This window comes from Stenotrophomonas sp. YJH_SMC_40, from assembly GCF_059368615.1.
The window spans coordinates 100,263-113,182 of record NZ_JCAFRX010000005.1; the positions used below are offsets into that span (position 1 = coordinate 100,263).

A 12,920-nucleotide genomic window follows, 5' to 3' on the forward strand; every position below is an offset into this window, starting at 1 on the left:
CAGGCGCAAAGTACGTCTCACCGCCCACCCATGAGAGTTCACGCATGAATACCCTCGCCCGCTCACTAGCCGTTGCCGCCCTCGCCCTCTCGGTCCAGGCCGGCCTGTCCGCACAGGCCGCCGAGCCGGCCAAGCCGGCGGCGGTCACCGCCATCGCGCGCACCGCCAGCTACATCACCACCGCCGATGGCGTGCAGCTGTACTACAAGGACTGGGGTCCGAAGGACGGCCCGGTCGTGACCTTCAGCCACGGCTGGCCGTTGAATTCGGACAGCTGGGAATCGCAGATGCTTTTCCTGGCCAATCATGGCTACCGCGTGATCGCGCATGACCGTCGTGGCCACGGTCGTTCCAGCCAGCCGTGGGACGGCAACGACATGGATCACTACGCCGATGACCTGGCCGCGGTGATCAATACGCTGGACCTGCACGATGTCACCCTGGTGGGCTTCTCCACCGGTGGCGGCGAAGTGGCACGCTACATCGGCCGGCATGGCACCGGGCGGGTGAAGAAGGCCGTGCTGATCAGCTCGGTGCCGCCGTTCATGCTGAAGACCGCCGACAACCCCAACGGCCTGCCGATCGAAGTGTTCGACGGCATCCGCAAGGCACAGATGGATAACCGCGCCCAGTTGTACAAGGACATTCCGTCGGGCCCGTTCTATGGCTTCAACCGCCCGGGCGCGAAGGTGTCGCAGGGGCTGATCGATGCGTGGTGGGCGCAGGGCATGCAGGGCGGCCACAAGAACACCTACGATTCGATCGCTGCGTTCTCGGCCACCGACTTCCGCGCGGACCTGAAGAAGTTCGATGTGCCAACGCTGGTGATCCACGGTGACGACGACCAGATCGTGCCGATCGATATCTCCGGCCGCCAATCGGCAAAGCTGATCAAGGGCGCCAGGCTGATTGTCTACCCGGGCGCGCCGCACGGCCTGACCGATACCCACAAGGACAAGGTCAACCAGGACCTGCTGACGTTCCTGCAGGAAAAGTGAGTAACAGGGCTCCGGCACTGCGCCGGAGCCCGTTTCATCCTGCAGGGTGCGGCCTCCATGCGGGCCCTTTCGTGTCGGACATTGGCAGCCGGGCATGGCTCGGCTCCGCACAGGTCCCCGCAAAGACGAACTCAGTCCGCCCCGCCCCGCGCGTTGCGCCGCAGGGACTGCGGGGGCTGGCCGAAGGCGCGCAGGAACGCTCTTCGCATGCGTTCGGTGTCAACGAAGCCCGTTTCGGCCGCGACTTCATCCATCGTGTAGCGGCTCTGCTCGATCAGCACGCGAGCGGCCTCCACGCGCAGGCTCTCCACCGCCTTCGCAGGGGATTGCCCGGTTTCTTCGCGGAACGCGCGACTGAACTGACGGGTGCTGAGATGTGCGGCCTGGGCCAGTTCTTCAACCGACAAGGTGGCGCGCAGGTTGCCACGCGCGAAGGTCAGCGCATTCTGGATGCGATCGGACCGGGCATCCAGCTCGAGCAGCACCGAATGCTGGGACTGCCCGCCTCCACGGCGGTGGTAGACCACCAGCTTCCGGGCCACCGCCCTGGACAAGTCCGCACCGAAGTCGTTCTCGATCATGCCAAGCGCCAGGTCCAGCCCCGCGCTCATGCCGGCGGAAGTCCAGATCGGGCCATCGGTGATGAAGATGCGATCTTCCTCCACCTGCGCGGCGGGAAAGCGCTGCTTGAGCGCACGGGCGTGGAACCAGTGCGTGGTGGCGCGCCGCCCGTCCAGCAGCCCCGCTTCGCCAAGAATGAAGGCGCCTGTGCACACCGACGCGGTCCGGCGCGTGCGCGTGGCCGCCTGGCGGATCAGTTCGATCAGCGTGCCGGTGGACGGGGCTGGCTCCAGCAGGCCGGCCACGATCAAAGTATCCAGCGGCTGCTGAGCCAGCGGCGCCGTCTGCATGGCCATGCCAAGCGAGCTGGGCACCAGCCCGCCCTGTTCGGAGAGCATGTGCAGATCGTAAAGGCGCGCGCCTTCGGCGGCATTTGCCAGTTCGAAGGCGGACGCAGCCGCGATCGCCATGGTCTGGAATCCGGATGGCAGGACAAATCCAACACTGAGCATGACGGTTTTTCAGGGGTGGCCGTAAACGAGGTATATACGACATTTACGCCATTCACAAGCCGGCCTAGATTTGGCCCTGACCCCGGCGACGCCCGCCGCTTCGGACTGACCACCGTGAACAACCCTACCCCTCAAGGCACCGCTCTCATCACCGGCGCATCGTCAGGCATCGGCGCGGTCTATGCCGATCGCCTGGCCCGCGCCGGATACGACCTGATCCTGGTTGCACGACGCGGCGACCGCCTGCGCCAACTGGCCGAAGCACTGGCCCGCAGCACCGGCCGCGCAGTGGACATTGTCGCGGCGGACCTGACTACCTCCGCCGGGCTTGCCGAAGTTGAGAGCGTCATTCGAGACCGAGCGGATATCCGACTGCTGGTCAACAATGCCGGCATCGGCGCCACGGCTCCCCTGCTGCAGTCGGACATCGGCGAGATGGAGCGCATGATCACGCTCAACGTGAACGCCGCGATGCGCCTGGCCTACGCCGCCGCCCCGGTGTTCGTGGCCCATGGCCAGGGCACTATCATCAACGTCGCCTCCATCGTCGCATTGGCGCCCGAGCTGCTCAACGGCGTCTACGCAGGAAGCAAGGCTTTCGTTCTGGCGTTTTCGCAGTCGCTCCACCATGAGCTGGCCGACAAGGGTGTGCGCGTCCAGGTTGTGCTGCCGGGGGCCACCGCAACGGACTTCTGGCACCTCTCCGGCCTGCCGGTGGAGCACTTGCCGCAGGACATCGTGATGAGCGCCGAAGACATGGTGGATGCATCCCTGGCCGGGCTGGCGCAGGGCGAACGTGTGACCATTCCGGCGCTTCCGGACATCGCTGAGTGGGACGCCTTCGAGCACGCACGCAAGGCGATGGCGCCGGGGCTTTCGCGGGCGCAGCCGGCACAGCGCTATATGAGCAGGGTCTGACCGGCGAACGGGCTACAGACGCCCGGTGCAGGGGATGGAGCGATGGCCGGGCGGCGTCGCGTTGAGCGCTACGCTGCCCCGCCCTGCTGATTGTTAACGCGTGTTGCCTGAAGGTTTGACGCCACGTTGCCCCGCCCTTGATGGGGCCGCTCACAGCGCACTCCTATGCTGGGCCCGCCACCTGAGGGGTGGTGATCAACCTGGAGATTCACCATGCAACGCGATCAGAAAGACCTCCCCCATCCCGACGCGGAAGCGCAGCGCCCCGATCCTGTCAGCCCGCTGCAGGCAAAGCTGCACAACCACCGCAATCATGACGAAGCGCTGCAGGAAACCTTCCCTGCCAGTGATCCGATCTCCCCCTTCGTCGCCGCGCCAACGCCGGAAGAGCAGGCCAAGCGCCTGGGTGAGCGGGTCAGGCTGCCAGATCGTCGAACGGATGAGGAGGCCGCGGGAGGTGACGAGTGATCCGGCGCGGCTTCGCCCGGGTCGCGGCCGCGACGGCACGATTGTCCGGCAGCCTGGGCGCATTCGTCGCGGCGCTGGGGGTGATCATCATCTGGGCCGCCAGCGGGCCGGCCTTCCACTTCAATGATACGTGGCAGCTGGTGGTGAACACGGGAACGACCATCGTGACCTTCCTGATGGTGTTCCTGATCCAGCATACGCAGAATGCCGATACGGCCGCGCTGCACATCAAGCTGGATGAACTGATCCGGGTCAGCAAGGACGCCAACCAGGAGCTGTTGAACCTGGAGTCGATGGAGCCGGCGCACCTTGAAGAGATTCGCCAGCGTTACGAGGCACTGGCGAAGACCGCTGCAGACATCAAGTCCAAGAAGGAACGCTGCATGCCCTGCGAGGCGGATGCGGCCGCCGAAGCCTGAGGGTCACCGCTGCAGCGGCTGCTCCGCCTGCAGCGGTTCTGGCGTGAGGCCCTGCCGGGCGGGGCCTTCCAGCAGCGCCCCGGTGGCGGAAAAGCGGCTGCCGTGGCATGGGCAATCCCATGTGCGTTCATGGCCATTCCATTGGACAACGCACTTGAGGTGCGGGCACAGCGCCGACATCGCGTGCAGCTGGCCGTGCTCATCGCGGTAGACGGCGGTCCGCTTTCCATCCACGTCCAGCAGTGCGCCACAGCCACGGCTTAACTCGCTGGGTGAGTGCGACGGCGCAGCACCAAGGCGATCTCCCACCATGTGCCGTGCAACCGTGCCATTGGTACGGGCCCAGCCGGCCGCCGAGCGCACTGGCGTGAAGCGCATGGGGCTTAGCAGCTTCTCGATCTCGCTGGTCGTGCCCATGATTCCCTCGGTGATCGCACGAGCGGCCACGCCCGCCCAGGTCAAGCCATCGGGACCATAGCCGGTGGCGACCCACACATTGTCGTGCGCGCTGCTGCCGATGTAGGGCAACTGGTCGGCTGCACGGAACTGCTGCGCCGACCAGCACAGCGGTTCGCCCTGCACGGTGAAGTTGCGACGCGCGTCGGCGACCAGGTGCTGTGCCGGATCCATCACCGGGGTTTCGCCGGTGCGATGTGTCTCGCCGACCAGCACCAGCCAGTCGCGGCCATCAGTACCGCGCACCCCGCGCAGCGAGCGGTGCCGATCGGCGATCCAATGAATACCTGCCGCTGGAGGATTGGCAACCGGTACCGCCACGCCGTACTCGCGGTACACCTCCATCTCGGCCTGCACCAGGTTGAACCCTGCTGGCGAGTGGGTGGCGAGCACGAAGTGCCTGGCATGGATGCGGCCGCCAAGGGCGGTGGCAACGCCTGCTGATGCCTCGATGCTGTTGATCTGGGTCCAGTCGTGGATGCGCACCCGGCCCACCAGGTGTCGCGCCAGCTCCCTGCAGAAGGCCGCCGGATCCAACTGCGCCTGATCGGGAACACGGAACGCGTGGCCCAATGCGAATGGCAGCCCGGACTGCTGGTGTTCGCACTGCAGGCCTACGCGCTGATAGGCCTGCAGCTCACGCTCGAATCGCGTCGTGACCTCACGCGTGCGCTCCTGCATGCCGTACTGCATAGCCACGCGTTCGAAGCCGCAGCGCAGATCGTAGCGATGAACCAGCGTTTCCATGGCGCGCAGCGCCTGCTGCCGCCACTGCACGATACGACTGGCCGTGTCGCCGCCCCAGCGCGAGACCAGTTCTGCCAGCCGGGAGACGGGCGCGTAAAGATTGCCCGTGGACATCACCGTATTGCGCCCGCCGATGGGCCCTGCATCGACCACCAGCACATCCAGGCCGCTATCCGCCAGGCGGGCCGCTGTCAGCAGGCCGGTCATGCCGGCGCCCACCACCAGCACGTCCGCGCGCGTCGTGCCGGCAAGGGGGCGGAAGCAATGCAACTCGGTGTCAGCTGACCATAAGCTGGCGCGCGGGAACGGTTCGGACATGAAAGGGATCCTTGCAGCTTCAGCTGGGAGGCTTCTCTGATACGCCTTGCCGGGTGAAACGATGGTGGCGCGGCCGTGCAGATGGTGCTAACGCGCTGCGACGATCAACGCCATGGTCAAGACAAGGTGAGCACTGCGTGGGCAACACGCCTGTGTCGCCTCTGCGAACCGCAACTCTCTGCTTGCAGCGTGGTCGCTAACGTGCCTGGAAGGAGGATCAGGCAGTGAGCACGCACCTGGAAATCGATCTGATGATCGCGCAACTGGACGAACTGCTGCCAACCTGGGCAGCGTTCTACCCCGAGCAGCAGTTCGTCCGCATGCTTGCCGAGGCACTGGACTACATTGCTGCCAGTGCAGACCCGGAGGCCCGGCTGTATTGCGTGATGCGCACCGGGCACCTCAACGCGTGCAGCGGACAGATTCCATGGGTGGCGCGCTATGGAGGCCGCTAGGCCGGTGGATCACGCCGCGACCGCGTAGGGTTCCACCAACCTGGCCAGGATATCCATCGCCGTCTCGGTTGGCGCATCGTCACCGCTGTGCTGGGCGAACCCTGACCAGTCCGCGCGGGCAAGAAGCTTCAACTGCTCGGGTTGGGTGGGCAGCCAGCGCATCGGCCAGAACGGGAGCCGCCGGTTGCCCACCCTGCCGCGCTGCAACTCGATGAGCCCGGTATGGCTGGAGGCGCCCACCACCCGCGAATACGCCACCCTCAAGCCGTCTTCGGGCCCCTCCATGTACTGCAGGAAGCGGCTGCCGTCGAACAGCAGGACCCCGGTGACGCCGGCACTGCGGTTGAAGCGGGCGGCATCATCGACCAGATCGTCGAGCTTCCCGCTGCCCAGGCCGAACGGATCACCAGCAACGGCTGGGCCCGCTTCGCTGACGTATGCGACTGCCCTGATCGGCATTAACTGCTCCTGTAGCGAATCCCCCCAGATTCCGTGGCCGTAGGATAGGCCACCTGCGCCCCGCAGTTGTTCCCATCATGTGCATTTTGTGAATCAGTTGGGTTCCAGCTGACAAACGGCATGCAGGACGCCTACACCGCCCATGCCGTGGATCGTTTACGCTTGGGCCAGATGACTCGGGAGCGCCCCATGCCCAATACCGGCCTTTTCCATGTTCTGGAGCTGGACGCTGTTTCCGGCGTGCAGGGTATTGAGCGCGTCAGGTCCATTCGCGTGCGCTGCAACTCCTGCGGCGGGATTACACAGTTGTCGGGGGACGCGTTGGGGGCGGTGCCCGGTGGAACGACGCTGGTGTGCGGCGCTTGTCCTTCGCGCCAGACGGTCAGCAACGCGCGGCTGGTCGAATGCGATCATGTCCTGCCCGGCAGCGCGCAGGGATCCGACGTGTAGGCGCGGGCTACGGGTCTGCCTGCGCCCAGCGCGCCAGATTCTGCTTCACTTTCCCAATGCCGGCCCAGGGGTCTTTGCGCCGCCGCTTGAGCTTTGCTGGCACGTCCTTGATCGTGAACGCGTCTGCGCGCTTGAGTTTCGCCAGATCGCCCCAGGCGATCGGCAACGCGACCGGTGCGCCCGGCCGCGCCCGCAGCGAGTAGGACGCGACTGCCGTGGCACCGCGCCCGTTGCGCAGGTAGTCGACGAAGATCCGCTTGTTGCGGCGGCTTTTGGTGGCCGTTGCCAGGAATCGCTGCGGCTCGGATTGCGCCAGCGCATCGGCGAAGCCCTTCGCAAAGCGCTTGGTCAGGTCCCAGTCGCATCCCGGGTTGAGCGGCACCACCACGTGCAGGCCCTTGCCGCCGGATACCCGCAGGAACGATTCCAGCTCCAGCTGCGCCAGCAGTTTGCGGATGTCGGTTGCCGCCTTCTTGACCTCTGCAAAGGGTACGTCCGGTCCTGGATCCAGATCGAACACCACCCGGTCGGCCTTGTCGGGCGCTTCGGCGTGGCTGCCCCAGGGGTGGAACTCCAGCGCGTTGAACTGCACCAGTTCAAGCAGGCTGGCCGCGTCACGCACCACCAGGTAATGAGCGTTGATGCCGCTTTCCTCCTTCAGCCTTACCGGATCGACCAGTTCCAGCCCGGCTGTGTGGTGTTTCTGGAAGAAGCAGGGTTTTGCGGTGCCACTGGGGCATCGGATGATCGACAGCGGGCGATCAACCACCTCGGGCAGGAGGTGCTCCATCACTGCTGCGTAGTAGTCCCATACCTCCTGCTTGGTGTAGCCATCGCCAGGAAACAGGATCTTGCCGGGGGACGAAAGCGCGGGCGGTGTGCGGCCGGTAGCGGGTGACTTTTTCGTATCGCGCGCAGGACGCCTGGATGCGGGCTGTCCACCAGAGGGCATGGCCGGCCCGGAGCGATCGGAATCTTCGAGATCGGCGATGTCCTTGTCCGCCCGTACCGCCTTCAGCGATGCCTGGCGCAACAGCTTCTGCCCGCCAATCCCGCGATAGAAGACCTCCACAACGAAACGCGGTGCGAACCAGGTCGCGGCGCGAAGGTCGGTGTCCTGGGTGGGCACGTGCGCCGTCGGCTTGCGGCCGCCGCCGCCTTCGATGCGCCTGCTGATTTCGCCGATCAGTTCGTCCGAGAACCCGGACCCGACGCGGCCGACGTAGAGCCAGCCATGTTTCGGGTCTGGCCGCGCCAGCAGCAGCGAGCCGAACCCGGTGCGGCTGCCTTTCGGCGCGGTGTATCCGATCACCGCGAACTCGTCGCTGACCAGCTGTTTGGTCTTTCGCCAATCCTCACTGCGGCCGCTGTGGTAGCTGCGATCGGCGCGCTTGGAAATGATGCCTTCGAAGTGCTGCTCACCGGCCAGGCGATAGGCCTCGTCGCCATCCCCCTGCACATGCGAACTGAACGCCAATGGCCTGCCCTGCCCCTCCAGCACGGAGTGCAGCAGGGCCTTGCGTTCCAGCAAGGGCGCATCGGCGATGTCCACGCCATCAAGATGCAGCAGATCGAACAATGCATACGTCAGGACGCCCTGCCGCTCGCCGGAGAGCGTGGCCTGCAGCAGGTTGAAGTCTTCCTTGGTGCCGGCGCCGGCGATGAGCTCACCGTCCAGTGCCGCCGAGGTGAGCCCCAGTGCCGCGATCGCTTCACGTATTTCAGGCAGCCTACCGGTCCATTCCAGTGCGTTCCGCGACCACAGCTGCACGTTGCCCTTAGCCACCGTAGCAAGGATGCGGTACCCATCCCATTTGATCTCATGCACCCACTGCCCGCCCTGGGGCGGCGCGTCGCCCAGCTTGGCCAACTGCGGCTCAAACGGTCCGGACGGCGCTGCCGCCTTTTTCGCCTTGCTGAGCGCCAGGGCCTTCTTCGCCCAGTTCTTTCGTCGGGTGCGTGTGGGCGGTACGACCGTGAGTTTCTTCTTCGCGGTCTTTCCTGCCCCGGCACGCTTCAGGTCCTCCGGGGGCGCTACAGCGACATCCGCCAGCAGATCGTCTGCCTCGATATCGCTGGCAAATTCATCGTCGTCCTTGAACAGCAGCCACTGTGGCTGGCGCGCAGGCTTGCCGGAACGGACCAGATGCCATCCACCCTTGAGCTTGGCGCCGAACAGCTCGAAGCGTAGATGGCCCTTGGCGAGCTGGGCTTCCGGGTCACCCTGCGTGGCCCACACACCGTGGTCGAACTGGGCGACATGTCCGCCGCCATACTGGCCTTTGGGAATCTCGCCTTCAAATGCTGCGTAGTCGACGGGATGATCCTCCACCTCCACCGCCATGCGCTTGACCTTCGGGTCGTAGCTGGGGCCCTTGGGAACGGCCCAGCTCTTCAGCGCGTCACCCACCTGCAGACGGAAGTCGTAGTGCCTGCGGCTGGCATGATGCAACTGCACCACGAAAATGGCGCGTTGGCCTTTTGGCAGCGCCTTGCCCGGTTCGGGCTCCCTGGTCTGGTCAAAACGACGCTTGCGGCGGTACTCGACCAGTGACATGGCAGCTCCGCGCTACTTTCCCAGGTGCTTGCGTACAGCAGCGGCGGTGGGCCCGACCTCGGCGACCGCGGCCCGAAGTTCCTCGGCTGACACACCCAGCGTCGTGGTCCAGTACTGCAGTTCATAGTCTTCGTTGACGTTGATGCGATCCCGGTCCGGGCTGCCGGTGTTCTTCTTGTCATCGCTCATGGGAGTCTCCACGCGTGATCGGGCGTGAAGTGACCGTACCGGCCGGCCCATGGGCACCAGGCGATGCCACCGTGAAGCGATGGCGAAGGCCTGCCGTTATCGGCACTGCGGCAGGCGGGCGACAGACGCCACCTCGTGAAGACAACGCGCAGGGCTCGCGTTGGCGTTCACATGCCGCCTTCACCTGGCCCCCGCCTGATCGCAACCGGGCGGGACCTACGCTGAGCGCTCCACTCACAGCGGAGCCCAGCATGGCTATCAAGACAGCGGAAGACCTGTTCATCCACGAACTCTCGGATATCTACAGCGCCGAAAAGCAGCTGACCAAGGCCCTCCCGCGCCTGGCCCGTGCGGCCGAGAACCCTGACCTGGCCACAGCATTTGAAACGCACCTGGAAGAAACCCAGGGCCAGATCGAGCGCATCGACCAGGTGGTGGAGGTTCTCGGCATCCGGCTGAAGCGCATCAAGTGCGCGGCGATGGAAGGTCTGGTAGAGGAAGGCAAGGAAGTGATCGACAGCATCGACAAGGGCCCTGTGCGCGATGCCGCCCTGATCGGTGGCGCACAGAAGGTCGAGCATTACGAGATCGCGTCCTACGGCACCATCGCCGCGCTGGCCAAGCAGCTGGGCTACAAGGACGCCCTGCCGCTGCTGCTGGAGACGCTTGAGGAAGAGAAGGCCACCGACGAGAAGCTCACCCTGCTGGCCAAGGGTGGCGGCAATGCCAAGGCAGCACAAGCCGCCTGATTGACGCGCCCGGAAGCCGGCCGCCATGGACGGCGGCCTCAGGGTTCGTACAGCACCTGGTCGTTCGGGCAGAAGAACGTGCGCCGCCGGGTGGTGCCCATGTAAAGCTTGCTGATCGGGCCGCCGCATGCCGGGCAGATCCTGCGCGTGTGTACCTGCCAGTGCTTTTTCAATTCGAAACGGCGCTTCCACTGCAGGAAATCAAAGCTGTAGGCGCGGGCCTGCGTGATCAGCGCGGTGAGCCTGCGCGGTGGCAGGTCGCCCAGCCGCGTGGCGGGGTGCACGCCTATACGGAACAGCACCTCGTTCTTGATGATGTTGCCCACGCCGGCAAAGACCGTCTGGTCCAGAAGCGCATCACAGACCATGACGTCCGGCATTGCCTTCAGCTTGCGCCGGGCCAGCTTCGGATCCCAGGCATCGTTCATCACGTCCGCGCGCCAATCGTAGACTTCGTCCAACGGCTCGTCGATCAGCCGCACTGAACACGCATAGAAGTTCAGCTCGCCATTGTCGAACCGCAGGGATACACGCGGCGGGGTTGGCTTCCGTTCGTCGATGCGCCAGCTGCCGAACATCATCAGATGGATGCGCAGTGTGTGGCGGCTGAATTCCAGCAGGAAGTGCTTGCCCCAACTGCGGACCGCCTTGACCCTTCGGCCCTGCAGCGGCGACAGGTCGACCCGGCTGTTCCCGGAGACGGCGCGGACCACGTGCCCCTTGAAGTGGCTCGCTGCTTCGCGCAGCAGGACGATCGAAGGGCCTTCAGGCATGTTCCTTCTCCTGCAGCAGCGCCTGCAGGCGCAGGGCGTTGCCGGTGGCGTGACCCAGTGCGGTGTTGTCCAGTACGAACCAGGCGGGTCGTTTCGCCTCGGCCTCGGCCTGCAGTTGCCGCGCAAGGTGGGCAAGGGTAGGTTCGCCGTAGGCACTGCGATAGATCTGTGGCTGGCCGTGCCAGCGCCAGTAGCTCCACGCGCGGTCACCGCCGGGCGTCGCTGCCGCCGGCACACATGCCGGATCCGCGGCAACCCGTGCCACGCCATGCGCGCTCAGAAGCGCATCCACTTCCGGCGTGAACCAACTGGGGTGGCGCGGCTCGCACGCCACATCGGCCTGGGTACGCGCGCGCAGGCCCCGCAGGAATGCTATGGCCGTGGCCGTGTCGTACACCAGGCTCGGCGGCAACTGCAGCAGTAACGGCCCGAGCTTTTCACCCAGCTCCAGCACGCCTTCAAGAAACCGCTCGAGCGGTTGCATTGCGTCGCGCAGCCGACGCTCATGGCTGATCTCTCGCGGCAGTTTCACCGCGAACCGGAAGCCCTCCGGCACGCTCGCCGCCCATCGCGCATATGTCCTGGCCTGGTGCGGTCGATAGAAGGATGAGTTGATCTCCACCATCGGCAGGCGTGTGGCGTAGCGCTGCAGCGCGGTGTCGCCCGCGCCGAACGCTTCCTGATCCGCGCGCGGCAGCGACCAGCCCGCACAGCCGACACGCAGTGGGGCGGTTGCACGCGGGGCGGCCGCCACCGTCATCGTACCAGCTGCCCGTACGGTTCCAGGGTCTCTCCCGCACCTGCATCCGTCTGCAACTGCGAGACCGACAGCAGACGATCCAGTGCGCTGTTTCCGGAGTCGAGCGCCGAGGCGCTGCGCACGAAGCCGGTCCAGTCAGAGATGGCGATCTTTCCCAGCGCGAGCTCATCCACCCGCACGCTGCGCATCCGCCAGTGCGGAAACTGCCGCCGCCCCACCCTGCCCCGGTTCAGTTCGACGATCCCACTGTGGCTGCCGGCCGCGAGAATGCGCGTGTACGCCGCATTGATCCCGGCCTCCGGGCCCTCCAGATACTGCAGGAAGCGCGAGCCGTCGAACAGCAACGTGCCGGTGACATCGACGGATTCGTTGAACTGCACCGCTTCGGCCACAAGCCGTTGCAGCCGCTCTTCGGTCAGGCTCGGGGACGCTTCACTCACATAGGCAATCGCACGAAAAGGCATGGCACCACCGGTTGTTGCAGACAGCTCTACCTTAGCGACGCGCGTCGTATGTGCAGTGAGGCCGGCGTAGAGGCTGCGTCGAGTTGAGGCGCGGGCCCGCCGCATTGCTTTGACACGTGATCAAGCGCGGCGGGCGCGCCTGCGGCGCACACGCGCGTGCACGACGTTTCGTGGAGACCGGATGAGGAATCGTGGGCTTCCGGATGACGCCACGTTGGCGGTCATGCCACCGCCGTCTAGCGCTGGATCTGGAAGATGGTCCCTGCCGCCAGTCGGGCGGCTCAACCCAGGGAGACTTTCCATGGCCAACCAGAACCAGGGCAACAGCAACCGCGGTTTCGCTTCGATGGACGAGGACAAGCAACGCGAGATCGCCGCCAAGGGTGGACGTGCCGCGCACGAATCAGGCAACGCCCATGAATTCAGCTCGGAAGAAGCACGCGAAGCCGGCCGCAAGGGCGGCGAAGCGGTGAGCCAGGATCGCCAGCACATGGCGGACATCGGCCGCGAAGGCGGCCAGAACAGCCGCGGGGGTGGAAACCAGGGCGGTAACCAGGGCGGCGGGCAGCAACAGCAGGCACGCGGCGGCGGCAACAACCGCGGTGGCCAGCAGCGCTGATCGCGGCTGAAGCCAGATGCACCGCTTCGTGGGCGGACGTGATGTCCG

At 65.6% G+C, this 12,920-nt stretch carries 16 protein-coding genes; 8 read left to right on the forward strand and 8 right to left on the reverse strand.

Translation table 11 applies throughout. From position 1 onward, the window contains the following. Window positions 1-44: 44 nt before the first annotated feature. On the forward strand, window positions 45-998 hold the full coding sequence (locus AC5P6X_RS11020; protein WP_108269855.1) for an alpha/beta fold hydrolase: 954 nt from the start codon (window positions 45-47) through the stop codon (window positions 996-998). 131 nt (window positions 999-1,129) lie between these two features. Here the strand turns inward: AC5P6X_RS11020 and AC5P6X_RS11025 are convergent, their stop codons facing one another. Further along, entirely contained in the window at window positions 1,130-1,957 is an 828-nt protein-coding gene (locus tag AC5P6X_RS11025) for a GlxA family transcriptional regulator (protein WP_234411791.1), read from the reverse strand. On the opposite strand from AC5P6X_RS11025, the gene AC5P6X_RS11030 reads away from it, so the two are divergent. The 3 genes from AC5P6X_RS11030 (at window position 1,958) to AC5P6X_RS11040 (ending at window position 3,876) form a co-directional block, all read left to right on the forward strand. After that, window positions 1,958-2,989, forward strand: a complete 1,032-nt coding sequence (locus AC5P6X_RS11030) for an SDR family NAD(P)-dependent oxidoreductase (protein WP_234411792.1) — start codon at window positions 1,958-1,960, stop codon at window positions 2,987-2,989. 213 nt (window positions 2,990-3,202) lie between these two features. Next, the gene (locus tag AC5P6X_RS11035) at window positions 3,203-3,457 is read left to right on the forward strand and encodes a hypothetical protein (protein WP_005409683.1); all 255 of its coding nucleotides are present in this window, start codon (window positions 3,203-3,205) and stop codon (window positions 3,455-3,457) included. Continuing rightward, entirely contained in the window at window positions 3,454-3,876 is a 423-nt protein-coding gene (locus AC5P6X_RS11040; protein ID WP_033834197.1) for a low affinity iron permease family protein, read from the forward strand. The genes AC5P6X_RS11035 and AC5P6X_RS11040 overlap by 4 nt, the downstream gene beginning before the upstream one ends. 3 nt (window positions 3,877-3,879) lie before the next feature. On the opposite strand, the gene AC5P6X_RS11045 is transcribed toward AC5P6X_RS11040, so the two are convergent. Next, window positions 3,880-5,397 carry an FAD-dependent oxidoreductase gene (locus AC5P6X_RS11045; RefSeq protein ID WP_495215445.1) on the reverse strand — a complete coding sequence of 506 codons (1,518 nt, stop codon included), beginning with the start codon at window positions 5,395-5,397 and terminating at the stop codon, window positions 3,880-3,882. 224 nt (window positions 5,398-5,621) lie between these two features. Between AC5P6X_RS11045 and AC5P6X_RS11050 the strand changes: the two genes are divergently transcribed. Continuing rightward, window positions 5,622-5,852: a hypothetical protein gene (locus tag AC5P6X_RS11050; RefSeq protein ID WP_049450679.1), complete on the forward strand. Its 231-nt coding sequence runs from the start codon at window positions 5,622-5,624 to the stop codon at window positions 5,850-5,852. 9 nt (window positions 5,853-5,861) lie between these two features. On the opposite strand, the gene AC5P6X_RS11055 is transcribed toward AC5P6X_RS11050, so the two are convergent. Continuing rightward, a complete protein-coding gene (locus AC5P6X_RS11055) occupies window positions 5,862-6,311 on the reverse strand; it encodes a BLUF domain-containing protein (protein WP_005409687.1) in 450 nt (149 codons plus the stop codon). Window positions 6,312-6,500: 189 nt separating this feature from the next. On the opposite strand from AC5P6X_RS11055, the gene AC5P6X_RS11060 reads away from it, so the two are divergent. Beyond that, on the forward strand, window positions 6,501-6,761 hold the full coding sequence (locus AC5P6X_RS11060) for a hypothetical protein (RefSeq protein ID WP_234411793.1): 261 nt from the start codon (window positions 6,501-6,503) through the stop codon (window positions 6,759-6,761). 7 nt (window positions 6,762-6,768) lie between these two features. Here the strand turns inward: AC5P6X_RS11060 and ligD are convergent, their stop codons facing one another. Both ligD and AC5P6X_RS11070 read right to left on the reverse strand, forming a co-directional pair. Then, window positions 6,769-9,318, reverse strand: a complete 2,550-nt coding sequence (gene ligD / locus AC5P6X_RS11065) for a DNA ligase D (RefSeq protein WP_049450683.1) — start codon at window positions 9,316-9,318, stop codon at window positions 6,769-6,771. Window positions 9,319-9,330: 12 nt separating this feature from the next. Beyond that, window positions 9,331-9,507, reverse strand: coding sequence for a DUF3606 domain-containing protein (locus tag AC5P6X_RS11070; RefSeq protein WP_005409690.1), 177 nt, complete (start codon window positions 9,505-9,507; stop codon window positions 9,331-9,333). 251 nt (window positions 9,508-9,758) lie between these two features. Between AC5P6X_RS11070 and AC5P6X_RS11075 the strand changes: the two genes are divergently transcribed. Beyond that, window positions 9,759-10,256: a YciE/YciF ferroxidase family protein gene (locus AC5P6X_RS11075; protein ID WP_005409691.1), complete on the forward strand. Its 498-nt coding sequence runs from the start codon at window positions 9,759-9,761 to the stop codon at window positions 10,254-10,256. Between the two features lie 38 nt (window positions 10,257-10,294). Here AC5P6X_RS11075 and AC5P6X_RS11080 read toward each other — a convergent pair whose 3' ends face one another. From AC5P6X_RS11080 to AC5P6X_RS11090, 3 genes are read right to left on the reverse strand one after another with little or no spacing between them, the layout of a single operon-like run. Then, window positions 10,295-11,029: a DNA-formamidopyrimidine glycosylase family protein gene (locus AC5P6X_RS11080; protein WP_012480284.1), complete on the reverse strand. Its 735-nt coding sequence runs from the start codon at window positions 11,027-11,029 to the stop codon at window positions 10,295-10,297. Then, entirely contained in the window at window positions 11,022-11,789 is a 768-nt protein-coding gene (locus tag AC5P6X_RS11085; protein WP_049450685.1) for a DUF72 domain-containing protein, read from the reverse strand. Before AC5P6X_RS11085 ends, AC5P6X_RS11080 begins: the two co-directional genes overlap by 8 nt. Next, the gene (locus AC5P6X_RS11090; RefSeq protein ID WP_049450686.1) at window positions 11,786-12,253 is read right to left on the reverse strand and encodes a BLUF domain-containing protein; all 468 of its coding nucleotides are present in this window, start codon (window positions 12,251-12,253) and stop codon (window positions 11,786-11,788) included. Before AC5P6X_RS11090 ends, AC5P6X_RS11085 begins: the two co-directional genes overlap by 4 nt. Window positions 12,254-12,554: 301 nt before the next feature. Here AC5P6X_RS11090 and AC5P6X_RS11095 point away from each other — a divergent pair, with 301 nt between their 5' ends. Then, the gene (locus AC5P6X_RS11095) at window positions 12,555-12,872 is read left to right on the forward strand and encodes a KGG domain-containing protein (protein ID WP_049450688.1); all 318 of its coding nucleotides are present in this window, start codon (window positions 12,555-12,557) and stop codon (window positions 12,870-12,872) included. The last annotated feature ends 48 nt before the right edge of the window (window positions 12,873-12,920 follow it).

Excerpts from the sequence above, each read along its gene's own strand:
- AC5P6X_RS11020 (WP_108269855.1), top strand. The coding sequence starts at position 45 with ATGAATACCCTCGCCCGCTCACTAGCCGTTGCCGCCCTCGCCCTCTCG.
- AC5P6X_RS11025 (WP_234411791.1), bottom strand. The coding sequence starts at position 1,957 with ATGCTCTCCGAACAGGGCGGGCTGGTGCCCAGCTCGCTTGGCATGGCC.
- AC5P6X_RS11035 (WP_005409683.1), top strand. The coding sequence starts at position 3,203 with ATGCAACGCGATCAGAAAGACCTCCCCCATCCCGACGCGGAAGCGCAG.
- AC5P6X_RS11045 (WP_495215445.1), bottom strand. The coding sequence starts at position 5,397 with ATGTCCGAACCGTTCCCGCGCGCCAGCTTATGGTCAGCTGACACCGAG.
- AC5P6X_RS11055 (WP_005409687.1), bottom strand. The coding sequence starts at position 6,311 with ATGCCGATCAGGGCAGTCGCATACGTCAGCGAAGCGGGCCCAGCCGTT.
- AC5P6X_RS11060 (WP_234411793.1), top strand. The coding sequence starts at position 6,501 with ATGCCCAATACCGGCCTTTTCCATGTTCTGGAGCTGGACGCTGTTTCC.
- ligD (WP_049450683.1), bottom strand. The coding sequence starts at position 9,318 with ATGTCACTGGTCGAGTACCGCCGCAAGCGTCGTTTTGACCAGACCAGG.
- AC5P6X_RS11070 (WP_005409690.1), bottom strand. The coding sequence starts at position 9,507 with ATGAGCGATGACAAGAAGAACACCGGCAGCCCGGACCGGGATCGCATC.
- AC5P6X_RS11075 (WP_005409691.1), top strand. The coding sequence starts at position 9,759 with ATGGCTATCAAGACAGCGGAAGACCTGTTCATCCACGAACTCTCGGAT.
- AC5P6X_RS11080 (WP_012480284.1), bottom strand. The coding sequence starts at position 11,029 with ATGCCTGAAGGCCCTTCGATCGTCCTGCTGCGCGAAGCAGCGAGCCAC.
- AC5P6X_RS11085 (WP_049450685.1), bottom strand. The coding sequence starts at position 11,789 with ATGACGGTGGCGGCCGCCCCGCGTGCAACCGCCCCACTGCGTGTCGGC.
- AC5P6X_RS11090 (WP_049450686.1), bottom strand. The coding sequence starts at position 12,253 with ATGCCTTTTCGTGCGATTGCCTATGTGAGTGAAGCGTCCCCGAGCCTG.
- AC5P6X_RS11095 (WP_049450688.1), top strand. The coding sequence starts at position 12,555 with ATGGCCAACCAGAACCAGGGCAACAGCAACCGCGGTTTCGCTTCGATG.